The 25,729-nt window shown below is 56.4% G+C and carries 17 protein-coding genes; 8 read left to right on the forward strand and 9 right to left on the reverse strand.

The features are described from left to right. Window positions 1-680: 680 nt before the first annotated feature. The 5 genes from ABIZ35_RS01900 (at window position 681) to ABIZ35_RS01920 (ending at window position 6,472) form a co-directional block, all read left to right on the forward strand. Entirely contained in the window at window positions 681-1,802 is a 1,122-nt protein-coding gene (locus tag ABIZ35_RS01900) for a hypothetical protein (RefSeq protein ID WP_348218178.1), read from the forward strand. Window positions 1,803-1,960: 158 nt separating this feature from the next. Beyond that, complete coding sequence (locus ABIZ35_RS01905) at window positions 1,961-3,064, forward strand: hypothetical protein (RefSeq protein ID WP_348218179.1); 1,104 nt, start codon at window positions 1,961-1,963, stop codon at window positions 3,062-3,064. 4 nt (window positions 3,065-3,068) lie between these two features. Continuing rightward, window positions 3,069-3,527, forward strand: coding sequence for a hypothetical protein (locus ABIZ35_RS01910; RefSeq protein ID WP_348218180.1), 459 nt, complete (start codon window positions 3,069-3,071; stop codon window positions 3,525-3,527). A gap of 135 nt (window positions 3,528-3,662) precedes the next feature. Beyond that, window positions 3,663-6,047 (forward strand): transglycosylase domain-containing protein, encoded by a 2,385-nt coding sequence (locus tag ABIZ35_RS01915; protein WP_348218181.1) that lies wholly within the window; start codon window positions 3,663-3,665, stop codon window positions 6,045-6,047. Beyond that, the gene (locus ABIZ35_RS01920) at window positions 6,044-6,472 is read left to right on the forward strand and encodes a DUF1573 domain-containing protein (protein ID WP_348218182.1); all 429 of its coding nucleotides are present in this window, start codon (window positions 6,044-6,046) and stop codon (window positions 6,470-6,472) included. Before ABIZ35_RS01915 ends, ABIZ35_RS01920 begins: the two co-directional genes overlap by 4 nt. Before the next feature lie 78 nt (window positions 6,473-6,550). Here ABIZ35_RS01920 and ABIZ35_RS01925 read toward each other — a convergent pair whose 3' ends face one another. The 6 genes from ABIZ35_RS01925 to ABIZ35_RS01950 all read right to left on the reverse strand — a co-directional run bounded on the left by ABIZ35_RS01925 (window position 6,551) and on the right by ABIZ35_RS01950 (window position 11,627). Then, window positions 6,551-7,330, reverse strand: coding sequence for an alpha/beta hydrolase (locus ABIZ35_RS01925; RefSeq protein ID WP_348218183.1), 780 nt, complete (start codon window positions 7,328-7,330; stop codon window positions 6,551-6,553). Between the two features lie 63 nt (window positions 7,331-7,393). Next, window positions 7,394-8,137 (reverse strand): SDR family NAD(P)-dependent oxidoreductase, encoded by a 744-nt coding sequence (locus tag ABIZ35_RS01930; protein WP_348218184.1) that lies wholly within the window; start codon window positions 8,135-8,137, stop codon window positions 7,394-7,396. Beyond that, a complete protein-coding gene (locus ABIZ35_RS01935) occupies window positions 8,134-8,544 on the reverse strand; it encodes a nuclear transport factor 2 family protein (RefSeq protein WP_348218185.1) in 411 nt (136 codons plus the stop codon). The genes ABIZ35_RS01930 and ABIZ35_RS01935 overlap by 4 nt, the downstream gene beginning before the upstream one ends. 5 nt (window positions 8,545-8,549) lie before the next feature. After that, window positions 8,550-9,737, reverse strand: a complete 1,188-nt coding sequence (locus ABIZ35_RS01940; RefSeq protein ID WP_348218186.1) for an alkene reductase — start codon at window positions 9,735-9,737, stop codon at window positions 8,550-8,552. Between the two features lie 42 nt (window positions 9,738-9,779). Next, window positions 9,780-10,880, reverse strand: a complete 1,101-nt coding sequence (locus ABIZ35_RS01945) for an alkene reductase (RefSeq protein WP_348218187.1) — start codon at window positions 10,878-10,880, stop codon at window positions 9,780-9,782. 30 nt (window positions 10,881-10,910) lie between these two features. Next, complete coding sequence (locus tag ABIZ35_RS01950; RefSeq protein ID WP_348218188.1) at window positions 10,911-11,627, reverse strand: hypothetical protein; 717 nt, start codon at window positions 11,625-11,627, stop codon at window positions 10,911-10,913. A gap of 267 nt (window positions 11,628-11,894) precedes the next feature. Here ABIZ35_RS01950 and ABIZ35_RS01955 point away from each other — a divergent pair, with 267 nt between their 5' ends. Beyond that, on the forward strand, window positions 11,895-14,972 hold the full coding sequence (locus ABIZ35_RS01955) for a tetratricopeptide repeat protein (RefSeq protein WP_348218189.1): 3,078 nt from the start codon (window positions 11,895-11,897) through the stop codon (window positions 14,970-14,972). A 5-nt stretch (window positions 14,973-14,977) separates the two neighbouring features. On the opposite strand, the gene ABIZ35_RS01960 is transcribed toward ABIZ35_RS01955, so the two are convergent. Beyond that, window positions 14,978-15,436: a MarR family transcriptional regulator gene (locus tag ABIZ35_RS01960; RefSeq protein ID WP_348218190.1), complete on the reverse strand. Its 459-nt coding sequence runs from the start codon at window positions 15,434-15,436 to the stop codon at window positions 14,978-14,980. Between the two features lie 73 nt (window positions 15,437-15,509). Between ABIZ35_RS01960 and ABIZ35_RS01965 the strand changes: the two genes are divergently transcribed. Next, window positions 15,510-16,463: a zinc-binding dehydrogenase gene (locus ABIZ35_RS01965; protein WP_348218191.1), complete on the forward strand. Its 954-nt coding sequence runs from the start codon at window positions 15,510-15,512 to the stop codon at window positions 16,461-16,463. Between the two features lie 109 nt (window positions 16,464-16,572). Here the strand turns inward: ABIZ35_RS01965 and ABIZ35_RS01970 are convergent, their stop codons facing one another. Continuing rightward, window positions 16,573-20,142, reverse strand: a complete 3,570-nt coding sequence (locus ABIZ35_RS01970) for a DUF6055 domain-containing protein (RefSeq protein WP_348218192.1) — start codon at window positions 20,140-20,142, stop codon at window positions 16,573-16,575. Window positions 20,143-20,356: 214 nt separating this feature from the next. Here ABIZ35_RS01970 and ABIZ35_RS01975 point away from each other — a divergent pair, with 214 nt between their 5' ends. Continuing rightward, window positions 20,357-22,693: a beta-L-arabinofuranosidase domain-containing protein gene (locus tag ABIZ35_RS01975; RefSeq protein ID WP_348218193.1), complete on the forward strand. Its 2,337-nt coding sequence runs from the start codon at window positions 20,357-20,359 to the stop codon at window positions 22,691-22,693. A 254-nt stretch (window positions 22,694-22,947) separates the two neighbouring features. Here the strand turns inward: ABIZ35_RS01975 and ABIZ35_RS01980 are convergent, their stop codons facing one another. After that, window positions 22,948-25,704 (reverse strand): DUF5695 domain-containing protein, encoded by a 2,757-nt coding sequence (locus tag ABIZ35_RS01980; RefSeq protein ID WP_348218194.1) that lies wholly within the window; start codon window positions 25,702-25,704, stop codon window positions 22,948-22,950. Window positions 25,705-25,729: the final 25 nt, after the last annotated feature.

The raw sequence follows: 25,729 nt of genomic DNA on the forward strand, positions 1-25,729 counted from the left end.
GGAGAAATCGATCACTGTTACGGAATAAGGAGCAACAATTGCGAAACGGAAAATCTCAGATCGCCGGCGTTACCGCCGCTTTGGTTCTAGGCAGCACCCTTGCTGTATGGGCGGGTACTCCCGGCGGGACATGCACACAAAACCATTCAGACATAATCTGGCCCGGCGGTCAGTGTGTAGACAATAATTGTACTCAAGACACATTCGTCCCGCCACTCGGTGGCTATTGCTCCGGCGGGCCTGCGACTACATTCTGTAATGGCACAAAGATCATCCAAAAAGATGCCTATGTATGGATATCGACCGATTGCTATACGAACGGCACTAATAGTTGTACTCCGGCGTATGAAAATGCCGATGGGACCCATACAATAATTACGTACAAGGTGAATGTTAAGACTGGTAACCTGACGACCCCGTGCGGATTTTAATAGAATTGGTGCGTTAACGGCAGATGTGAATAATGGCGTTTGTCTATCAACTATATAGGTGTTGAAGGTCGCCACTGCGCATATAACATTTTTTAATGTATGACAGTGCGTTGTGGCGATTCCATTATCATATATAACGGCTCGGTCCTAATTAGCAAAAGTTCGTGTGCGCGACTTGCATTATGTTTAAATGCATGCGGTGTGATTTTAATATTAGCAATAAATATAACACATCCTGAATATTATATTATGAAATACGAAAAAAAACTGAATCGAACTACTTGTTTACTAATAATATCCGCAATATCGCAGATGTTCGTTCCCGGAAAATCGCTAGCTGAAACACCTGAATACATAGCTCCAGCACTAACAACCCCTTTTACACTCACCTATACTCTAAGTGGTAAATCAACATCAGAGGGAAGAGATAGTCAATACCGGGCTGTAAAAAGACAAATTGATTCTATGGTCGCAAATGGAAGTATGTCCCAGAAGGATAGGGATGCCATATTAACACAGGCTGGCTCAAAATCGTCTCCGACTGTTCATCACGTGGCGTCTTTAACAATTTCATATAACGGTCACCGTACTTTATTTTCGTACCATTCCCATGATTCAAATGAAGTACTCATATATGATGGCGAACGAAGTTTTTACTACGCTCAAGACTTGGATCGAGCGACAATAACGCCTGGATTATCCTCCTATCAGTTTCCTGCATTTTTCTTTCCTGGAGTTAATTTACCGCAGTACTCAATACTCAGAAATTTATCCTCAGTAAATCCGTCACAGCCAAATGGGGAATTAATGGGAAAGTTGCTATTGGTTGGTCCACGTGGGGAGGACCAGCGTAATCCTGGGTTATTTCTTCCTGCAACAGTTGACGCAACACAAGAAAAAGGAAAATTTAAAATTCTCAGTTCATTGATTGCCGACAATGGCAATTCACTTCAGAGTTGGAAGTTCTCTGGACATACTCCGTTTCAAGGAGAGTATATTCCGACAAATATTACGTTTACACGGTATGTATCAGGAACAAAAAATACAATTTCATCGATAATGAACTATCGACTACAAACTAAAACCGACCAACCTGAGCCAGATTCGGCTTTCATCTTAGAATCCGCTATTCCTGACAAGTTAACCGTACAAGACGACGTTGGCACTCCTAGTGTTGCAGTTAACTACGATTCTCATAAAAGCAATATTGACAAACAGATTGATGTTGAACGAAATATGCAGCAACTCGGAGCAATCCAGGTTTCGAATGGCAATCCAAAATCACGAGCCAATAGCGGCGTTTTGGCGTTAATTGGGCTAATGTTTTTAGGCGTTGCCTGGTTTGTGTGGCGTAGAGGAAAACAGAATTAAGAATAACAATGAAACCCATTATCTCTAAAATCATGCCGTATATAAGCTCAATATTTGGTTTTTTCATTCTGTCGTTCTACCTTCTCCCGAACACTATATGGGCATATTACTCGCCGCTAAATTTGGCGCCTTTCATGTCGCTACGGTTATTGAATATCATGACCGTTGTAACAGTTAGCATCATCTCAGTTATCGTTTGGGTGTTATATTTATTTCCCCTGCGTAACAGATTTAATTGGCTATGGGCATTTGTGGGGGTATATATCATTATCGTTGCTGGAACTGCAATATTTTGGTTCAGCCAACGTGAAGAGAGCTCAAACTGTATACTCGTATTGTTGGCGTTAAGTACTGGGTTGCTCATCCCATTATTTAGCACCAGGAAAATTGCTATTACTGTAATTTGCGCAGAAGCCTTCTTTCAAAGTGTATATACTCTTTATTACCAGCATACTGGCGTATCTCATATTGTTTCTGGCGATGTTCAACGGGCTTCTGGGACATTTCACTCGGCAAACAGTCTCTATTTCTTAACGCTAATTGCTCTCATGCTCTGCATGGCGGCAACTACCTCGTCCCGTACGTTCTTACAACGTTTTTCATGGACTGTAGCTTTGGCCGTAGTTTTTGCCGCCTTCCTTTTAACTTGGTACCGAGCAGCTGCTATAGCTCTCGCAATTTCTACGGTTTGGTATTACTATAAGCAACATAATGCCAGGCGTACACAACTAGCAGCAATAGGCGCAATCGCTCTTTTATTTTGTGGCATGACTTTTCAATTGCGAAGTCACAACACAATGAGCAAGTTATCCTCCGATCGTTCACTAGGCAGCCATTTAGACCTTTGGCGGATAGGAGCGAAGGTTTTTGAAAACAATTTTGTCTCAGGCGTTGGGGTGGGAAGCCTGCAAATTCCTGTTATCAATCAAAGTCTCTCCAGTAAGGGCGTGATACATCAACAGATTATGATCACACCAATGAGTACGCCCCTTTTATGGCTTGATGAAATGGGTGTTTTGGGTGGTATCCTGCTTGTAGGGATTGTTATTGCCATTATAAATACAATTAAAAAAGATGAAAGCTTGACGCAGACAGGATTGAGCTCCGCATGGCTTGCGTTAGCGATAGTTTCATTGACTAATGTTCCGTTTGGAACAGTGGAAACACTACCATCCACTGCACTTATCGGAGTATTGCTTGGCGTTACTATGAAACAGTGTTCCCCTCAGAAGCCGCTTATTGTATCGCCCGAAATAAATTAAGAAAATGAAAATATCAAAAAATGAAACTTCTTTCCTCAAGCAAGGCCAGGTTAACCCGCAGTATATCTCCAAAAGCATTCTGACTACTTTCATTGTAATTACAGTGCCTTTGCTGATATTCTTTTTCTCATTTGGCGTTATGAGTGCGAGAGATAGAGTTTTCATGGTTGATCCAGTAATTGATATGGGCTCAATTCGACGCGGTACGCCTATACATACCAACATCGTGTTGATAAACTTGTCTGGAAAACACTTAAGCGGTTTTCCTTATGCTTCCTGTGCTTGTACAACTGTTTCATCTAAGCCGATAAGATTGAACCCAATTGATAGTGTTCATATACCCGTACTGATCGATACATCGGAACAATACTCAGGCGTGCACACTAAAGACGTCATTTTTTATATAAATGGATTAGGTGCGACTTGGGGACAGCGATCGACCATAAAATTCAACATCAAATAATACTCGTTACGCAGCAAAATTATAATGTTTTACTGTAATTGATTTCGACATATTTACTAAACACTTGTACTTCCGCGTTGACAATCTATGAGAATACAAAGGGGCCTTTGGAGCATCGGCGATCTCATCTTCCTTTTGGCCGTTTTCTGGGCCGCCAAAGATTGGCTTACATCGTCTGCCAATCCTTATCCCTATGCTCAATCGATGGCTCTGACGGTACCTGGTATACTCCTTTATTTTGGTGTAGCACTATTTTCTGTGCGGCACATTATAAAGCCCATTTTGGTAATATTGGCTGTCTCTCTAGTTGTTGTCGCCTGCAACGGTGGCGTCATCAGCATTCTGATAGCCTCAATCGCTTACACTCTATCTTGGATGGCCGGGAGGTGCGAGCGGGCGACCGCGACAGTGACTACAATATCCGTTCTCGCATCGGTAACCGTCGGCGGCTGTTTTGTGTATTTGAGCGGGGCTTTATTTGTTCGCCCAAGCGATGGCTTCGATCCATGGTTGGGCAATGGGATTGGCGCATCGAGCACAGTAGGGATGCCTGTCGCGTTGCGTGTCGCCTGCGATATAGGCATTCCTTGCGTTATTTTGATTGTGCTGCTCATGATGGTGTCGTTCGCCATTGGAGTATTAGGAGCATTACAGGATCGACAAACGCCGGATGGAGATGCCCGGAGATTGCTGGCGAGAGCATCTGTTTCGACGTTGGTAGGAATTATAATATCGTTTCTGAATGGTCCGACTGTGTCAGTATTGACAATTAATGTGGGAGCCTGTGTAGCAGTTGCGGGAGTGCTGGCGGCGGTCAGGCCAGCATTCACGAGAAATATCCCTCGTAAAGAAGGAATCACTCACCGACGTAGGAATGTAGTTTGGGTTGCGGTTGTTGTGTTTATCGGCGTAATAATATGTGTTGATATGATGGCCCGCCGTGCTGTGACATCCTATCTATCGAGTATCAATAGCGTTGCCGACGGGTGCGTGTCACTATCGACTGTATCGCCTGCAATGCAGGACGCCACCATTGCCATGGAAGACCACGCCTTCTACCAGCATCACGGTTTCGACTGGATCGCAATGCACCATGCCCTGCGTGTTAATCTGCGTGAAGGCCAAATCAAAGAAGGCGGCAGTACGATCACACAGCAGCTTGCAAAGAACCTCTTCCTTACGAACGACAGGACGGTGTGGCGTAAGATCAAAGAGGCGGCGTATACCTGGGAGCTGGAGCGAATGTTGCCCAAGTCACGCATTCTTGAGTTGTATCTGAATACGATAGACTATGGTATGGGACAACATGGGATAGCTGCGGCTGCGGGTTACTATTTCCATAAAACACCGGACAAGCTGACGCTGGCGGAGAGCGCGATCCTGGTGGGGATCGTTCCAGATCCCATGCAGAAGCAGGTCGATACGCCAAGACTGCTCGATGGCCAACACACGGCTCTCAGCCGCGTTCGGTACTTCTTTCCCGCTCGATATTCCCAGGAAGACTGCGACCTGGCTTCGTGGTATCCGCTCAACATGCTGCTCTACCCAGATAAGGACGCCTGGGACCGGGGGGCAACCGGCCAGATTCCGGCGGATTGGCATGGCGTGAAGTTTTACTTCTTTGCGAATTCAGACGAGCCGCTGCCGATCGATCAAGCGTCCCTCTCTTTGAAGGATCGCCTGGCGGGCTTTCTGGATGATGCGCATGAGCATCTGCATGTGGTGGGCATCGATCATCTGGGCGTTTATAATGATCGCAGCACGCGGCAGGAGGAGAAGATCATTTCGTCCCATGCTTATGGACAGGCGATCGATATCTCTGGCTTTCGGTTTGCGGACGGTTCGCGGGTCAGTGTCAAGGATCATAACAACCCAAAGGTGATGGCGCGTCTTGCGCCCTTGGAAGCGATGCTCAAGCGTCATTTTGACGCCGTCGTGGACTGGAACGACGAGCCCAAGTACCATCAGACGCACTTCCACACGGAAGTTAAAGGCCCGCGTCCGACAGCGCCACGCCCCGTGCAGGATCCTCCCGCTAAGAATGTGGATGAGACGATGGCTGAGATCCGTGGAGCCAAGAGCTTGCCGCCGCGCCTTGTCACATGGCTGAGTGGGACGCTAGTCCGGCAGACAACATACCATTCCTGCGGAGAAGCATCCGTCGCGACCGTCTTATCAAATTATCTTAAAAAGCCTGCCACGGAGCCAGAGATCATGCAGCTTCTTAAATCAACCGGAACTAGCAGCGAGCAATTGATACAGGCATTTAAGGCGCATGGGGAGTCGGCTGTTGAGAACGTCGTAACCGCCGACGAACTTTTGGATCGGGTCAAGACGAGCGGCATACCTGTAATCGCCACACTCAGCCGGCCAGCTGGACATTGGGTTGTCGTTGTCGGTGACTGGGGCGACTATCTCTTGATTGCCGATCCCCAGCGAGGAAATGTGCTGATGCCGAAAAATGAATTCTATGCTCGGTCCGATGGCGAGATTGTCAGCATTGTGCGAACACAAAGATGAACATTCGAATTTTCTCTGGATTGATGATTGGCGCTTTGCTGCTTGTTGGAGTGGGGTTCGCCGTCAAAACACGCGCTCATGAGAAGCCCGAAGTCGAGGTCGTAGGGGGACTGCTCTATGATGCTGGAACTGTGCCCGCCAAACGTCCGCTGACACATGCTTTTCGATTGAATAATCCGCATTCGTTTCCTGTCGGTCTCTCGATTGTGACGACTGGATGTGAATGCACGACCGCCAAAGTGTCGTCGCCTCTGATCCCGGCGCATGGACAAGCCGATGTGACGCTGCATGTGAAACTTGAGGATAGCAAAGAGATTTCCTCCGGCGTATGCTTTGCAACAACACACGAAGGTCAAAAAGTGGAAACATGGGTGCTGCTGACCGGCCACGTGGCTCAAGGCGCCGCAAGCGCCTCAAAGATTTAGAGAGTGGACATCGAACAAACAAGACCGTGTCTCCAGGAATTTTAATCAATCCCTGGAGACACGGCGATCCATGTCGTTTTACTTTTGTTTTGCGGGAGCGTTTGCCGCCTTCTCGATCAGTCGGACAATTTCCTGAGGGTGGGAGATGAATGCGACGTGGCTGGCCTTGATTTCGCTCGTTTGCGCACCCATGCGTTTCGCGTAGAACCGCTCCAGCTCCGGGCTGATTGCGTGATCATCTTGACTGACGAGGTACCAGGACGGGATCGACTTCCAGGCGGGAACTGGGACCGATTGGCCGAAGATCGCGGCGTTCAGCGGCTTCTGAACCACGGCCATCACGCGGGCATCGGCCGCCGACACATCGGCGCAGAACGCGTCGTGGAACTTATCGCGGTCGACGTACACGAAGCCCGCCGCATCGGGAACAAACGTCTTCCCAAGCGGAACCTGGTCGGCGAACACGCCGACCGCCTCCCCGGCGTCCGGGGCGAAGGCGGCGAGATAGACCAGGGCCTTCACATTGGTCTGGCCCGCCGCGGCGCCGGTGATGACCGCGCCGCCGTAAGAATGGCCGACGACGATCACTGGGCCTTTTTGCGCCTCGATGACGCGCTTGGTTGTGGCGATGTCGTCGTCCAGGGAAGTCAGCGGGTTCTGAACGGCGTAGACGGTGTAGCCGTCCTTCTCCAGTATTGGGATGACCCGGCTCCAACTCGTGGCGTCGGCGAATGCGCCGTGGACGAGTACAATCGCGGGCTTCGCGGGGGCGTCGGCGTGTGCGGCCGCCAGAGGGGCGGCGATCGCCGCGAGGGCGAGCGCGGCGAGAGAGATGTAATGTGTGTTAATAAATGTCATGGTCGTTTCTCCTTGTGTCTGTTTTGCAGACGATTTTGCTGCTGTTAGCTGCGTACTATTCGATTACTGTGGCTGCTCCAACGTGTCATTGAATTGGGTCGTAAATGAGGTGTCGCCGATCTTGCTCCAAAGAAGCTGAGCTCGCTCCACGATCATTTCTTCCGAATCCGTCCCGAGGATCGCCATGGTTTCGGAGATGAATTCCGCAAGCGGCATCGCCCGGGGCTCTTCGCTGCTGTTCAGTAAGTCCGTCCGCACCCAGGGCGGCGCGAGTTCCCGCACCGTCACCGAACTATCCCGGAGCCGGAACCGCAGCGACTGCGTGTAGGAGTGCATCGCCGCCTTCGTGGACGAGTAAACCGCCGTGGTTGCCATTGGGACGAACCCCAGCACCGAGGAGACGTTAATGATCGTCGCCGTCTCGTGCTGCTTCAAGTGTTCGACCAGGGCGCCGGTCATACGGATCGGCCCCATCAAGTTGGTCGTGATCGTGGACGTGATGAGATCCTCATCAACGGCGCCGGCGACGTTGTCAAAATGCATGACGCCGGCGTTATTGATCAGCACATTCAGCGCCGGATGCTCGGTGATAAGCTGCTGAGCGACAGCAGCGATGCTCTTTGGATTCGTGATGTCCAACTGTACGGATTGCATGCCGGGATTGGCGTCAGTTGTCTGCGTCAAGGAGCCCAAACGCCGTCCGGAGATGATTACCTGATTTCCGAGCGCATGGAGCGCCTCCGCCAGTCCGCGCCCGATGCCCGAGCCGCCGCCGGTGATGAAGATCGTGTTGCCGGTGAGTTTCATTGCTGTCCTTCTTTCTCAGGAAACGTATCGCCGAACATGGGCATCCCGCTTTTCGATTGCTCCTGGGTCGCTTCGTCTTGAATGACGTCCCAATGTTCGACCAGAACGCCGTCCTCAAATCGGATGATATCCACGACGACCCAGTTTGCCGGGAGGCCAATGCCGGAATACCGTCCGTGCATCATCACATAGTCGCCTTCCGCCGCGACCAAGCCCGACTCGTATTTCGCGGATGGTGGGGTCGCCCTCACGAGATCAAAAAGACCCTCACGTCCTGCCGGGATATGGGCGCTATGCTGAACGTAGTCCGGCGACCAGTAACGTTCCGCCTGCGTGTAGTCCCGCTTGTTGAATAGCGTCTCGAACGCTTCCAGAGCAAGCGCCTTGTTCCGTTCTTGAGTTGTCATAATATTCACCTCGTTTCGTCTTCGTTGCCATTGTAGAAGGGGTAGTCGGTGTAGCCGTGGGCGTCGCCGCCGTAGAAGGTCGCGCGGTCGTAAGGGTTCAGTGGCAGGGCTAGACGAATGCGCTCGGGCAGATCGGGGTTGGCGATAAACAGCCGCCCGAATGCGACAAGATCGGCGTTCCCATTTTCCAGAATCGCCTCGGCGCTCTTGGGATCGAAGCCCCCGGCGGAAATGAGGTTTCCCGTGAAGATCTTGCGCAGCTGTTCGGTCGCCACCGGCGCCAGTCCTTGCGCGACTTCTTCATTGCCGTTGATGCGCGGTTCGATGATATGGAGGTAGGCGAGGGCGTAGCGGTTTAGCTGCTCCGCGACATACCCGAACAAGGCGGCGGGGTCGCTGTCCGACATGCCGTTGAATTGCGTGGCCGGCGACAGCCGCACCGCCACGCGGTCTGCGCCCCAGACGGGGATAATCGCGTCGAGTATCTCCCGCAGGAAGCGAGTGCGGTTTTCGAACGAGCCGCCGTAAGCGTCGGTCCGTTTGTTGCTGCCGTCTTGGAGGAATTGGTCCACAAGATAACCGTTGCCGCCATGGATCTCGACGCCATCAAAGCCGGCGATCATGGCTCGCTCCGCGCCACGGCGGTAATCTTCAACGATCCTTGGGATTTCGTCAATCAAGAGTTCTCGGTTGGGCGAGACTGGAACCCAGCCCTCCTTGGTAAAGGCCAAGCCGTCGAATGGGACGGCGGAGGGAGCCACCGGGTCAGCCCCGCCGGTCATCTCGACGTGCGAGGCGCGTCCCACATGCCAGAGCTGCTGGAAGATACGGCCGCCTTCCGCGTGTACGGCGTCTGTAACGCGCCGCCAGCCGGCGACCTGGGCATCGGAATAGATACCAGGCGCGCCGAGATAGCCCCGGCCGGTAATCGCTACTGTTGTCGCTTCCGAGACGATGAAACCGCCGGCGGAGGCGCGCTGCCGGTAATACTCCACCATGAGATTGCCGGGAACATCGCCAGGCGTTTCCGAGCGCAGGCGTGTCAGCGGGGCCATCACGACTCGATGTACGAGAGTATATGGCCCGATTTGGGCAGGAGAAAAGAGAGGCGAGGGTTTTGCCGCCGTTTCTCTTGGAAATGCGCAAACTTCGATAGCGATCGGCGTCTCGATGGACGCGTATTGAGTGGACATGGCTCCTCCTATAGGCAGAGTGAATTGGAATGATTTGGGCGGTCACGGAAGCGATGGATAGTCGGTGTAGCCTTCCGCGCCGCCGCCATAAAACGTGGCCCGATTGGGTGAGTTGAGCGGCGCATTCCTTTGGATGCGCTCGGGCAGATCAGGGTTGGCGATGAACAAACGCCCGAAGGCGATGGCGTCGGCATAGCCGCCTTCGACTGTTGTCGCCGCGCTTTCCGGCGTGTAGGCCGCCGCCGAAATGAGCGGCCCGTCGAAGAAGGAGCGAAACAGCGCGGCGTTATTCACCGCGCCGACGTGAAGCTCGTCGCTTAGGCCGATTTCAGAGCCACGGGCTTCGATCAGATGCAGATACGCGATCCGCCGCTCGCTCAGCTGTCTGATCACGTAAGTGAAGAGGCCCTGCGGATCGCTGTCGGAAATCCCGCCGAACTGTCCGTATGGCGACAGGCGCACACCGACACGCTCCGCCCCGATGGCGCCGCTGACGGCGTCCACCACGTCCAGAAGCAGTCGCGCCCGATTTTCGATGCCGCCGCCGTAAGCATCGGTGCGCCGGTTCGTTCCGTCTTCCAGGAACTGCTCCAGCAGCTGCCCATTGGTGCCCTGCACGGAGACGCCGTCAAACCCGGCGTCCATCGCGTTCAGCGCCGCCTCCCGAAACGCCGCCACGATCTCGGGTAATTCCCTTGTCTCCAAAGCGCGGGGTGTTTCATAGTCCACGGGTTTAAAATTAGGCTTATGTGCCTGTCCCGTAGGAGGAATGGCGGACGGGGCCACCGGCAGCTCGCCGCTCAGCATGAACGATGAGTGCGAGTTGCGGCCATTATGGGCAATCTGCATCACAATCCGCCCGCCATGAGCATGGACTGCGTCGGTCACGGCTCTCCATCCCAAGATCTGCGTGGGAGTAAAGATGCCGGGGACGCTTGGATAGCCCTGCGCCTGACGGCTGATCGTGGTGTCTTCCGTAAAGATCAGGCCCGCCGAAGCACGTTGAGCGTAGTACTCGACGTTCAGCGGCGTCGGCGTTCCTCCAACTCCGGACCGCATGCGAGTGAGTGGGGCCATGATCACGCGATGCGGAAGTTCGATCGCTCCGAGCCGCAGCGGCCTGAAAAGGATGTTGTGCGCCAATGTGTCCCTCCGATCTCTCATGAAGACGCTCTAACGAAATGTGATTTCGCCCATGTCGATGGCGACCAGCAGTGGTTCGGGAACCTTGACATAGTCGCCCTCGTAGGCGTAAATCCGCCGTTTGGTCGGGACGATAATGCCGTCGACATCGCGATAATCTGAGGCGTAGTTCAGGCCGGTCGCGCCGCCGAGGATGTCCACGGTGTAATCATGCCGGCGCAGCAGGCCATCGGGGCCGAAGCAGGAAATCTGCTCGCGTGTGTGGCTCTTCACATTGTCCGGGAATGTGACTTTGAGACGCCGCCATGTTTCCCCTTCGACTTCGATCGACGTGATCTCTTCGCTCTCAAACCCTTCGTATGTGTAGATAAACGGCGTGTTGAGATATGTCCATAAGGCTTCGCCCTGGAAGTAGGCGACATGGATATCGTCCCAGGGCGTTTCTCGCTGCTGGCCTTCAAAAGACTTCTCGGGATCGTCGCGGACCTCAATCGGCGTTCCGCCCGCCGTCTCCAGCATAATGCGGTTCGGCTCGAAGATCGTGCGCTTATCCTGGCCGGGGAAGTCCGTGACCAGACGCTCCGTTCTCGTGTCGATGGTCATGACAACGTCTTTGAGGACGTCGGGCTTGCCTTTGACATACCAGATGGCGCCGGTGAGCGACGCCTCCACGCGCACCTCTTTTAGTTCGTTCCAGCGGCTCAAACTACCGTGCGCCTCAATCGCTGTCTTCAATAAGTCGTTCATGGTTGCTCCTTGCGTTTCGGCCTGTCTGGAGAGTAATGGCCTATTATCGCAGGCGGGCATTCTCGGCTGCGTTCTCGGGACAGGAGGAAAAACGTTCCGACGCCCGGAACATCTTGTCGACGTCTCACTTTGAGATGAATGCATCTCTTTTGAACGACATCTCGCTGTGAGGAAATCGCCATCGCTTCAGAACTCACACCCACTCCGTTCACCCTCACTCTCTTCGGCCCAATGCAGGTGCAGGTGGAAGGGCAGTCGTTACCCCATTTGCGTTCTCGAAAATCCCTCTGGCTGCTGGCTCTGCTGGTTCTCCGCGCCGGACGCCCCGCAGAGCGTGACTGGCTGTCCGGTACGCTATGGCCGGACGCCACCCAAAGCCGGGCCGCAATGAACCTGCGGGTCGTTCTCAGCGAACTGCGCCATGCTCTCGGCAGCGCGGGAGGACGATTGATATCGCCCGCGCGCTATACGATTTCTCTGGATCTTGCCGGCGCCGAAGTGGATGTCGCCGCGTTTGATGCGGCCATTTCGACAAAGAGCCTTCCGGAGCTGGCGGCGGCTGTGTCGCTTTATGCTGGGCCGCTGCTGGAGGGCTGCACGGAAGAATGGATCGATCAGGAACGCGGCGCCCGCGAGCAGGACTGCCTACACGCCTTGCAGACGCTGGCGGATGCGTCGCTGGCCGCCGGCGACTTCGGCGCGGCGTCTTCCTACTTTCAGAAGGCTGTTGCTCTCGATCCCTGGCGTGAAGGCGCGCAGCGCGGGCTGATGGAGGCGCTGGCCGGGGGCGGGGACAGCAACGCGGCCCTGCATGTCTATCAGGCGTTTGTGCGGCTTCTGCGTAAGGACGACCCGCGCGCGTCACCCGACGAACAGACCACAGCGGTTTACACGCGCTTGCGGGCGACAGCGCGCCGCCGGTCGGTCGCTTCGGCTGCTCCCTCTGTGTCCGAAGAGGAACCTTCGGGAGTGGCTGGAAATCTGCCAAGCCCGCTGACGGATCTCATTGGGCGTGAGGATGAGCGGTCAGACGTGCTCGCGCTGCTGCGGCGGTCGCGGCTGGCGACGCTGACGGGACCGGGCGGAATCGGCAAAACGCGACTGGCGATTGCGGTCGCCGAGGAGGCCGCTCAGGAGTTCGCTGATGGAGTCTTCTTCGTCGCACTGGATGCGCTTTCAGATGGAAGTCAGATCGCTCCGCAGGTCGCGAGCGCGCTGGGGCTGCGGGAAGAATCTGGGCGGACGCTTATGGAGAGCGTGATCGATCATCTGAAGCCTAAGCGTGTGCTGCTGGTGCTGGATAACTGCGAGCATCTGCTGGACGCGAGCGCGCAGATGACGGCGCAGCTTCTCGGAGCGTGCGCGGGGCTGCGTATCCTTGCGACAAGCCGTGAGGGGCTGGGGGTAACCGGAGAGGCGGCGTGGACAGTGCCAGGTTTGCCCATCCCAGATCCGTCGCATCTGCCGCCCGGGGATGTGGCGCGTGCGCGGGTGCTCGAAAGCTATCCTAGCGTGCAGCTCTTTGTGGAGCGCGCGCAGGCGGTGCGGAAGACTTTCACGCTGATGGGGAGCAATGCCGCGCCGGTCGCGCAGGTCTGCGCACGCCTGGAAGGCATTCCCCTGGCGCTGGAACTGGCCGCCGCCCGCGTACGGGCGATGACGGTCAAGCAGATCGCGGCGCGCCTCGACGATCGTCTTGGCTTGCTCACGGGTGGAAACAGAACGGCTCATTCGCGTCAGCAGACACTCAAAGCGACACTCGATTGGTCTTATTCACTTCTCAGTCCGCCGGAACAGCGCCTCCTGTCGAGCGTTTCCGTCTTCAGCGGCGGCTGGAGTTTGGAAGCCGCCGAAGCGATCTGTTCCGATCAGGACGTTTCTGTGGATCAGGTGCTGGATCTGCTCACCTCGCTTGTCGATAAGTCGCTCGTGGCGTTCGATGGTGACGGCTCATCGGTGAGCGGGCGCTATCGGCTGCTGGAGATGGTGCGGCAATACGCGAACTCTCGGCTTGCGGAGAGCGGCCAGGAGCGGCTGGTTCAAATGAAGCATCGAGATTGGTTCTTAACGCTTGCCGAAGACGCAGGTCTTGTCGGTCTCTCGTCCGTGCCTTTAGATCGAATGGTGCGTCTTCTTGATATTGACATTGACAACCTGCGTGCGGCGCTCGACAGATGCAGCGAAGGGGATAAGCAGGATGCGGAGATCGGCTTGCGAATGGCCGCTGCGCTGTGGCGGTTCTGGGCCGAAACCCGGCGCTTTGGCGAAGGAAGAGCGATCCTGCATCAGATGCTGACGCGGGGGAGCATTCGTGAAGAGAACACGGTGCGGGCCGAAGCGATGCGCGGGGCCGGCTATCTGGCCGCGAGTCAAGGCGACTATTCCGCAGCGCGCGGAAATTATGAACAAAGCCTGGAAATTTATCGCCAGTTGGGCGACCGGACGAGCATCGGGCGCCTTTTGAGCAGCCTGCACCATATCGCGCATCGCCAGGGGGACATATCGGCGGTGCTGGTTTATTACGAAGAGACGCAGTCGTACTGCCAGCAAAGTGTGGACGATTGTCGAGCGCGGGACGACAAGAAGGGAATCCTCATTGCGCTCGATGAGTTGGCTGTAACGCACTTCTATCAGGGCCATTGGACTTCGGAACGGAAGTATTTCGAGGAAGCGCGGAAATTCTACGAGCAGATCGTGCAGGTCGCTCGGGAACTTGGGAATAAGGGCGAGACGTCCTTGTGCCTTTATAATCTAGCCGTTCTGGTTCATCGTCTTGGCGATCATGTTTCGGCCCGGACGTATTATGAAGAAAGCCTTGGCGATTCCCGTGAGTTAGAAGATAAGACCGGAATCGTGATTCGCCTTCACGCTCTGGGAGCCCTTGGCAATGATGTTGGCGATTCCGATGCGGAGCGCGTGAACTATGAAGAAAGTCTCGCCGTTGCTCGCGAAATTGGAGACGATGTATGGACTGTCAAGAATCTCGAAAAACTAAGCGCCTTGGCTCGTCTTCAGGGGGACTACGTTACGGCGCACGCATTGATTGAAGAAGAGATCACACTGTGCCAGAAATTGGGCGATCGGGAGGGATTGGGGGTAGGGCTGATTGGCATGGCGTCCATCAAATTCGCGCAAGCCGAGACATACAACGCCGTACGTTTGTGGGCCGCCTCCGAGACCTTACGAAACGAAATCAGCGCGAGACTACGTCCTCATGATGTCGAGAAATACGATCAGGATGTCAGCCTCTCCCGCGCTGCGCTAGGCGAGGAGCGTTTCACTCTTGCCTGGACAGAGGGATGCGTCTTGACCTTAGAACAGGTGATGGAATACGCGCTGGAATGAACGTTCTAATCGCTTCTGGGCTGGGTGTGCGCTGAGACATCATCCACAAATCGGCGAAGAAGTCGTAACAAATCTTTTCGATCCTCTTCACTCCATCTAGCAAGAATGGGCCACGCCAATCGTTCGCGGGCGGCGTCTAGAGCATCCGTCATCGCCTTGCCTTTTTCCGTGACGAATGCTTCGCTGACACGACCATCGCGTGGGCTGACCTGCCGCGTCACCAATCCCAAGCCTTCAAGTTTCGTGACCTGACGGCTCACAGTTGTATAATCTCGCCCCGCAAGATCGGCCAATTCCCCAATTCCCATCGGTCCGCGCCGTTCAATACGCACCAGTAGGGGAAAGAGCGCGCGATCGATGGAAATCCCCGCTTCTTCGATCAAAACAGCGTCCTGCTGCGGCTGATTGAAAATGCCGATCAAATCAATCAGCGTTTCGTGCAGTTCTCGCAATTCTGGATTCATATGTGCATTATACACATAATTTCGCAAGTTATGTGTATAATGCACATAAATAACCAGAGGAGAGTATAACGCAATGAAAGCCGCAATTGTTACGGAAGTCGGGAAGACGCCGATCTGTAGTGACTTTAAGAACCCCATCGCCGCAAGTGGGGAGCATCATATCGATGTCGCCGCCGCCGCGCTGAGCCACTTAGTGCGAGGGCGCGCGTCCGGCAGCCACTATAGTTCTTCGGGTGAGTTGCCGTTCGTTGTGGGGGTGGATGGAGTAGGGCGACTCGAGAGTGGGGAGCGGGTTTATTTTGTTTTGCCGAACGCACCCTTCGGCAGCATGGCTGAAGTGGCGACGGCGCCGTTCGCGCAATGCCTGCATCTCCCGGAGGAATTGGATGATGTGACGGCCGCCGCCATTGCAATTCCCGGCATGTCGTCCTGGGCGGCTTACAAAGAGCGCGCCAAACTACAGGCCGGCGAAACGGTGCTCGTGAACGGCGCCACCGGGGCGTCGGGCCGCCTGGCCGTTCAAATCGCCAAATATCTGGGCGCGAAAAAAGTCATCGCGACGGGCCGCAATCCCGAGGCGCTGCAATCGTTAACGGCTCTCGGAGCGGATGTCGTCATTCCATTGACGCTCGGCGCGGACGCGCTTGAGGCCGCTTTTCAGGAGCAATTCGCGGCCGGTGTAGATGTTGTTGCGGACTACTTGTGGGGAAAATCTGCAGAATTGCTTTTGATGGCGGGAGCCAAAGCGGGGCCTGAGGCGATCCCCATTCGCTTCGTACAGATCGGTTCGATCAGTGGCGAAAATATCGCCTTGCCAGGCGCGGCGCTGCGTTCATCCGCCATCGTTCTGATGGGCAGCGGATTGAAGAGCATACCAATCCAGCGTATTCTCAGCGCCATTGATGGCGTCCTGCAAGCCGCCGTCCCCGGCAAATTTGAGATTGCGACCCAGGCCATCCCATTGTCCGAAGTCGAACAATCGTGGGGAATAGATAACGGCAAGAAACGCATCGTCTTTCTTCTTTAGCTGTCTGTTCGTTTGACATTTGTTCGTCGGCTTCGGCCCCTTCGCCCCAATTCTGGGGAATCTTGCTCAGGTTCCCCAGAATTGGGGCGGAGGGGCCAAAACCCAGTATCTACGGCCGCGTGTACGGCGGAACCATCGCCGCGTAGCTGGCGAAGGCGGCTCGGTAGATGCCCAGGTCGTAGTACTCTCCTTTGAAGAAGCCCGTTCCGTCTGCCCCGCGTCCGAGGTAACCGGCGGTTGCTTTGATCGCGTCGAGCGTGTTGGTCATGGTCGTGCTGCTGCCGATCTGTGTTCCGTTCAGATAGATCTTGCAAGTCGCGCCGCCGTAGGCGATGGTGATACGCTCCCAGGCGTTTGCCGGGATGGCGCTGGTCGCCGTGACGGTTTGTGTGGTGGTTCCGTTCACAATCGTGAACGCCGCTTTGGCGCTGGAGTTGCTGGGCGTGAAGAACAGCGATCCGCCGGGTCCTCCGAAGGCGAAGACCTTTTGATTAGCCGTCGTTCCAGTCCACTTAATCTGCATATCGAACGTGGCGCCGGCGGTGTCGATGGCGCTGCCTTCGAAAGTCGCGTAGCCGGTGGTTCCATCCGTGTTCAGTACGCTGCGCGTTCCGTCGGTTCCGAAGGCGGCGGTCCCGCGCAGTTCGCCGTCGTTGTCGGTCAGGGCGTCGATCAGCACCCGGGTTCGTGGCGCGGCGAAGTCCCAATGCGCCGATAGATATTTGTTGTCGACAACTTGTGTGGGGTCGGCGAGTTGGCTGGTGTCCATGTAGCCATAGAGTGTTCCATAGTTCACGGGCGTCGTACGTCCAGGCAGACGCACCTCAGAGTCTTGGCCGACGATCGTTCCGCCGCCAAGCGTCGCCACGGAGTCCGTGTAAAGATCGCCGAAGCCCTTCACCATGGCGTCGCCGTTCACCGTTCCGTTACCCTCGACATTGATCGCTTCCCGAACTCGCGCATTGCCGGTGATCGTTGTTTGATCCTGGATCACGGCGTATTCACGGATGCGGGCGTTGCCGTTAACCTTGGCCGATTCTCGCACGACGGCGTAGCCGCCCACGACTGCCGTTCCCGAGACGATGGCGTTGCCCATGACCGTCGCGTTGTCTTCGATACGCGCCGTGCCCAAAACTTGGGCGCTGTCGAGCACCTGGGCGTTCGGCCCAACATAGGCTGTGGAAGCCACCGTCGCGGAGCTGGCGACAAAACCGCCGCCGTTCGCGAAGGTCGATCCTGCAATGCCGGTGTGGCTGCGGATGCCGGGAGGCGCCGCCGCCGGCGTACAGTTCGTCAGCTGCAGTTCGTAGGGGAAGTGTCGTTTGACTTTGTTGTAACCCGGCCGGAAGGGCTGGATTGCGTAGACATCCGGCGCGGCGGTGATGGCCAGCACGAGTTTGACGTCGCTGGAATTGATATACATGTGGCCGGAACCGGTCTTCCACATGCGGCTGTAGCGCGCCTGTCCATTCGCATTGATCGCGACGATCTGCGCGCGCCAGTTCGATGACAGAGTGGAATCGACGATGCCATCGAGATTGACTGTGACTGAAGTCGCGCCCGCCGTCGGCGTAAGATCGATCAGATTAATCCCATACTGACGTGGGGATTGAGAGTACATCGGACGATACCAGCCGGACCTGTCGGGAACAGCTTGCAGGATGGTGCGTCCACGGTGGGGAGCGCCGCTGGTGAAGAGATAAACCAGCGTGTCGTTGTATCCCTGTTGATACGTGTAGTCCCAGGTGGCGTTGTGTCCGGCCATCTCGCCGATCATGTCGCCAAAGCCTGCGGCGCCTGTACCGGTGAACGTTCCCTGGTTGACGCCAAGGCGCATCATCGTCTGGAAGGGGACTTCGGTCGCAGCGCCACTGGAATTGCGCAGCGCCTGCTTCCAAATGTCGAAGTTAAAGGCGGGGGTGAACTTCGGATGTTCGGCGAAGTATTGCAGGAACGGCCACGATCCGTAGTTGTCTCGTGAGGATTCCAGCTCGTAATGCGCGCGCTCGGCGTAGACCCCAAGCGCCAGCGCAAGTCCGGGAACGAAGTTATCCGCGCCCCAGTTCGCATGCGATTCCCAGAGCCAGCCGACATTGTCGTTGCTTTGGAAGCCGCCGGATGCCATCTGCATCGTGTGGCCGAATTCGTGTGGGATGACGCTCGATCCTTCCAGCATTGCCGCCGGCGCGATGATAATACTCTGTCCGCCGAAAGCAAAGCCGTCGGGATAGACGGAAAGGCCGGTGCGTGTGACGTAGATATTGGTTTTGTACTTGGTGGAGTTCCAGCCGGGGAGGGGAGCATTGACGCTCTTGAAGTAATTCCAGACCTTCTCGAAGTAAGCGAAGTTCATGGATCGGAACGCCGCATTGCTCCAATTTGTGGCGTCGGATTGGATGCTGTTGCCCCAGTACCAAACGAAATGGTCCGTCGCATAGGTGTTGTAAGGTTCTGGTGAGGATGTCGGGCTGTACTGGTCGTATCGTATGGCGTAACTGGCGCCGTCGTTCGGCGCCGGCGGTGCGGGGAAACTTGCGGCGAGTGAGTTGACATACGTTTGGTCGGCAGTACTCAGATCGCTGATTGAGTAGCCGCGCGCTTGTCCGCTGTCCTGACGCACCACGACGGCCTGCTGCTTGGACAGGGGGCTGTTGAACCCCGTGATATTGATCAGAGACGCCTGGAACGTCTCCGAATGCGTGGCGCCGACAGAATCGAGATAGTTTCGAGTGAAGGATCGGAACGGCTGCGTGACGGCGAGTATATTTTTAAGATAGCGCTTGTCTTCATCGCCTAGCGTGGAGATCGTCAGCACTTGCGTTGTTCCGCCCGAAAGCAAGATCGTTGCCGTCGTGGATGTTTGTGAAACGTAAGCGCCTGTCACATCCGAGGCGTCACTTGTACCGCCATTTTGCCAGACGCGCGCTGGGAACGACGATGTTGCCGTACCCGTTCCCGCAAGCGTTGCGATGGCGGCGGCGCTCAAGGCGGAGTTGTAGAGACGCGCGTCATCGACACTGCCGTTGGTATAATCCGCCGCGCCGGCATTGTAGAATCCACGGCCGATCTCGGTATGCCCGGTCGCCTGCCACGGTGTTGTGAAGGAGACCGTCTGCTGGAGCGTTCCGTTGACATAAAGGGAAATCGTCTGCGCGGTGGCGTCATAGACGCCGGCGACATGATACCAAACGCCGGTAGTTGGCGCGGCCGTCGCGGCGGCGATTGTGGCGGCGGCGGAAACGGAATCGCTTGCCAATCGGTTAAATGAGATTTTGCCGTTGCCGGCATTATATTGCAGGAAGAAACCGCTGACATTCGCCCCGTCGATACTCATGAACGTCTCATACGCCGCCGTGCTATTGAGTTTGACCCAGCACGCCGCCGTGAAGCTTTGCGATGTATTCACGACGGGAACGGACACATCCACATTGCCACTTGTGGGGAAGTTAATGGCGTATGCGCCGACCTTTGCCGTGCTGGTCCACGCGGCCCCGCTTTGCAGTGTTCCATTGTGCGCGCCGCTGCCGGTATCCGTCGCCGTGGTTCCCGTACCCTGGTCGAACGTCCAGAGACCGACCGGAGTCTGCCCCAGCGCGGCGTTCGGAGCGTGCAGTATGCCGAGCGCAATGATGGGTAGCGCAAGAATTCCTCGGCGAGCCGAGGGACGGTAAATAGTCATATTGGCTGCTCTTTTCTGAATGGCGATTCTGGCAATGGTAAAACTATCAGAGAAACGTTTAGCAGCACCATTATCACTGGCCTGGAGAGAAAACACCATGGAGCATCATGATATTGCCTGGTAATATTTTGATGGAGACGCCATCCTCATTATGTTCCATATTCTTATTGGTGATTCCATTGCTCGCCAGAGTAAAAAGAGACGATAATATCGCATGAACGGAACCAATTCCACCATTTCCTCCCCAGTTGCGGGGCCAATTCCCTTTACGGCCCGGCCGATTCCGCTTTCGGACGTGCGTCTTACCGGCGGTCCATTGAAACACGCGCAGGACCTCGTTGCGCAATACTTGCTGGAGCTAGAGCCGGATCGAATGATGGCGTACTATCGCGTGCGCGTCGGGCTTGAGCCTAAGGCGCCCGGATATGAAGGATGGGACGGGGAGGGGCGTAACCTCACGGGGCATATCGCCGGTCATTATCTTTCGGCGGTCAGTCTGATGTTTGCGGCGACAGGAGACGCGCGCTTCCAGGAACGCGCCGACTATGTCGTGAAGGAGATGAGTGAAGTTCAGGCAGCGAATGGAGACGGCTATCTTGGCGCGCTTGAGAACGGGAAAGAACGTTTTCAGGAAGTTGCGCATGGCGATATCCGCAGCGGCGGCTTCGATCTCAACGGCCTTTGGGCGCCCTGGTACGTCCTGCACAAAACATACGCTGGACTGCGCGACGCCTATCGGTGGACCGGCAATAAACTGGCGCTGGAATTGGAAGTGCGTTTCGCGGAATGGGCGGAGACAATTCTTGCGGACCTCACCGAAGAGCAGATCCAGAAGATGCTGAAGACGGAGTTTGGAGGCATGAACGAAGCCTTCGTCGATCTTTACGCCGATACAAAAGACCTGCGCTGGCTGGCGCTCGCCGACCGGTTCGAGCATCATGAAGTGACCGTTCCATTTGCACGCCGCAAAAACGTTCTCGGCGGTCTGCACGGCAATACGCAGATCCCCAAACTCATCGGGACTTTGTCGCGTTATATCCAAACCGGACGGAAGCAGGATGGCGTTGCGGCTCGCTTCTTCTGGGATTCCGTGGTGAAGCATCACACTTTCGCGACTGGCGGGCACGGCAAGGACGAGTACTTCGGCCCGCCCGACGAGCTCAGTGAACGCGTCGATGGCAGTACGGACGAGGCGTGCAACATTTACAATATGCTGAAGATGACCCGGACGCTGTTCGCGCTGGAGCCGGATATCAGATACGCCGAGTTTCACGAGCGGGCGCTGTTCAATCACGTGCTGGGATCGATCGATCCCGAGGATGGGCGCATGTGCTATATGGTCCCGGTCGGACGCGGCGTCGAGCACGAATACCAGGACAAATTCCATGACTTCACATGCTGCGTGGGCAGCGGAATGGAGAGCCACGCGCTGCACGGCGATGGGATTTACTACGAGGCCGGCGATCGGCTTTGGGTCAATCTCTACGCGCCTTCGACCGCCGATTGGAGATCCGCCGGCGTTCGCTTGACAATGGACACGTCGCTTCCGGAAGGCGACGACGCCACGCTCACCCTGTCGCTGGCCACGCCGAGCCGTCTGACGCTGGCCCTGCGCCGTCCCTCCTGGGCAGGCGCCGGATTTACGGTGAGCGTCAATGGCGCTCCGGTCGCCGATCTGGCGCAGCCGGGCTGGTACGTCAAGATCGACCGAACGTGGCGCGACGGCGACATCGTGACGCTCTCACTCCCCAAAGCGCTTTACACCGAGGCCCTGCCGGACAACTCCAATCGCGTCGCACTTCTCTGGGGACCTCTCGTTCTCGCCGGCGATTTAGGACCGGAGCAGCCGATCGCGCCGATCAGCGCGCCCATCTTCATCGCCGCCGGCGTCTCGCCCACCGAGTGGCTGAAACCCGTCGGCGATCTCCCAGGACACTTCCGCAGTGATGGCGTCGGTCGCGATAGCGACAACGCCGCCTGCAAGGCCGACGTCGATTTCGTTCCCTTCTTCCGTCTGCATCGGCGCACATACTCAGCCTACTGGGATCTCTATACGCCCCAAGACTGGGTGACAAAGTCCGTGGAAGTTGCCGCCATGCAAGAAAAGAAGCGTCTTTTAGAAGCAGCGACGGTCGCCTACGCACAGCCCGGCGAGATGCAGCCCGAGCGCGACTACAATCTGGAAGAGGACGGCACGACCCCCGACCGAGTTCTCGGCCGCCCCGGCCGACGCGGCAAGGGGTGGTTCTCCTTCGATCTGCCCATCGACCCGGCATACCCCATGGCTGTGACCGCCACCTACCAGACACTGGAGTTCCAGCCTCGGACATTCGATATTCTGGTGGATGGCGAGCGCATCGGCGAACACGCCATCGAGCGCAGCCGTCCAGGGAGCGCCAACGGCATCTTTCACGATGTTGAGTATGCGATTCCGGCGGAGTTGGCTGCGGGGAAAGAGAAGGTTACGGTGCGGTTTGAGGCGACGCAGGGAAATGAGATTGGTGGGGTGTTTGGGGTTCGGATGGTGCGCCCCATCCCCCCACCGAAGTAAACTTCGGCTTCCCCCTTTCCCTGCTAAAGGCCCTTCGGGCGGGAAAGGGGGCGTTCATCACCGTGCCCACACGAGTTATTTGTAGTCTGCGAAGAAAACACAAAGTGGCCTGTCATCGTTATTCGATGACAGGCCATTCTCTTTTCATCCCACGTAACCCTCGTGCGGACTATAATTACGAACGCCCTTTTTCCCGCCCGAAGGGCCTTTAGCAGGGAAAGAGGGGAGGCGCGCTAAAGCGCGGGGAGATGGGGCTAGTCCCGCAACTCCACCCAGCTCACACTATCCGTCAGCGCAATCGGATACGCCCCGTTTTCCAGCGTCAGCGCGCCCATGGGCTTATATGTTCCAACATTGGCGACCTTCGCCGGCTGTTCGATGAGTAATCGCGCCTGCGGCGTATCGTCGGTCTTGGCGGCGAGGCCGACGCGGACGGCGTTGGTTTTGGTGTTGACTTCGACGGTGTCAAATTGGCCGGCGTCGAGGGTGAGCCAGAGGCCGCGTGGGGCGATGTAGACGCGCGAGCGGAAGGAGTCGCGTGGGTGGATGGTGATCCAGTCGCCGTGCTGCGTGACGTTGCCGCCGAAGGCTTGCCAGCCGAAGTCTGGGTGGTTGATGACGTAGGTCGCGGCGTCGAGCGCGTGGCCGAAGAAGTTCGGGCCGTAGTCGCCGGAGTAGGCGTCCCATTTGAGTGTGGTCGGGAACGTGTGGAAGGCGGCCGAGGCGAAGCCTTCCTGGTCGATGTTAGACAGTGGTCCCATCGTGCCGCCGTAGCCCACGCGCAGGAGGTAGTAGTCGTCCGGATGGTCGCGATACTCTTTGAGTACGGGAATCGCGTTGAGACCGGAGCCGTAGTGATGGATCTGGCGCTCGATGCGGGGCAGCTTGCCGCCGTAGAGGAAGTCCCAGTATCGGCGCGCATCGCCGTTGTAGCCCCAGTGGGGCAGGGTGGGCATGTAGCCGAGAATGGCGCTGAGCGTCACTTCTGCTTGCTTGGTGTAGCCGAAGTATTTGGACCAGGAGTAAACTTCCTCTTGACCCGTGGAGTCCCACGCCATTTCGCTGCCGAACGGATAATCGCGCGTGCTCCAGCGATCGGCGCGGGTCTTCATGCGCGCTTCCAGGGCGGCGGCTTTGTCGGTCCAGCCTTCGCGCTGGACATCTTTCAAGAGCTCTAAGAAGACGTCGCCTTCCATCAGTCCGAGCTGCATGTAGCCGACGACATCGTTGCCGTTGGCGTCCGTGCTGGTCAGGTACATTGTCGTTTCATACGCTTGATTGAGATACCAGTTCCAATCGTGAACTTTCACCATGCTCGGGTGGTTGCGCGCCACGCGGTATATCGCCCAGTAGGCGGCCACGACATGCGGGTAATTGTAGCCACGGCCGATGTCTTCGGAGGCTTGTTTGTTCCAGCTCGTCCAGCTGCGCCAATCCATCGAGGAATCGTAGGGAAAGTTCGGGAGAGCCTTCGGATCGTAATAGAACATGCTCTTGCGGACGCCATATTTTTGTGGACCATCTTTGAATTGGATCCCGCCCCAGAGCACGCCGTCGACGAACTGCTCGTACTTCGTGACTTCCTCACGGTTGGGCTGCCCGAACTCCTTCATGGCGGCGGCGACATAGGCGCCCGACCCGCCCTCATCGCCCAGGCCCGCGATCCAGGCGCGGCTTTCCTGCGTGATCTGCTTGTTGGCCTCGCGGTCGTAGCTGATCACCGAGGGGCTGCGTTTGAACGGATCATTGGGATCGACAAACCACTGCTTGGTCGTCAGGAAGTTTCCCATGTCCGACACGGCCTGCGCCGCCGGCTTGATCACATAGTAGCTGACCGTCTGCTTGAGACCATCGGCGTAGGTGACGGTCAAACGCGCGCGTCCCCAGCCTTTGCCATGAAGCGCGTAAGCCTTCCAGCCGTTGCGCGCCGGCTTGGCAGGGGCGACTTCGATCGCGCCTGCCGGCTCGACGGAGATGGTTTTGACTGCTTTCGGATATTTCAGAAATAGCCGACCGTCCTGATCCATCGGCAGCACATATCCGGGGATGCCAATGGCGAGCGGACGCTTGTCCGCTACTAATGTCTTGTCGATATTTCGGATCGTGTCCGAGACGAGAAACTTGACGCCGTAGGTGCGCGTTTCGCCGGGGGCGAGCGACGCCATCGTGGGCGTATTCCATTGCTCGACGCCCTTCCACTCCTTTTCGGCGTACGCTTCCGTGTGGACCATCCAGTTCATCATGCCTTCAAAGGTCTGCTCGGGCCGGCGCGGCTCATTGAGCAGCTGATACGCTTCGAACGGCGTCTTGCCGTAAGGCGTTACCACCAAGGTAGGGCCGTGGCCGCTGAGGCGGGTCACCTGGATGTAGCCGGCGTCCTGCCCGATATACGGGTCCGAGAACGCGCACTTCGCGTGGGCTTCGGCGAGTTCGCGGTCCGTGATGATGTTGTTGAACACCATGGGGATGCCGAGCGCGCCGATCTGCACGGGTGAATTGGATTTGTTCTTGATGTCGAACTTCAAGACGAGTTTGCCGCTGTCCAATGTCCATGTGCGCGTGATCTGAAGCGGGCAATCCGGTCCCAGCGTTGGGGCGAGGTCGGCCACGGCGAGCGCCTTGCCGGATGCGGGAAGAGCGGTGACGGGCTGCCGATGTGTGGCGGTGGAATAATCTTTCCAATCACCCGACGTTCCGGAGCGCAAACGCAGTGTCAGATCTCCCAGATCGTAGAAGCCGTCGCCCGAGCGCTTAGACAATCGGTCGGACGGAGTGAAATCAAATCCGTCGCCGCCTTTCGGAAGCAATGCGGCGATTGTCTGCGAAGATTTGACGAGCTTTAATGTAAAATCCGGAGTGTTGAATTCCATCGTTCCATTTTCAATCCCAAGCGTGTTTGGGGCTGCCGCCGGCCGTCCCTGCGCGAGGGCGGAATGCGTCGCTGCGGCGCAAAGACCGAGCAGGGCAAGACCGCCAATGAGATATGATGTCTTACTATTCGAGATGCACACGGTGATAAATCTCTCCTTGAATGCG

The sequence above is a fragment of the Capsulimonas sp. genome (assembly GCF_039929585.1).
In the GTDB taxonomy this organism is placed as follows: domain Bacteria; phylum Armatimonadota; class Armatimonadia; order Armatimonadales; family Capsulimonadaceae; genus Capsulimonas.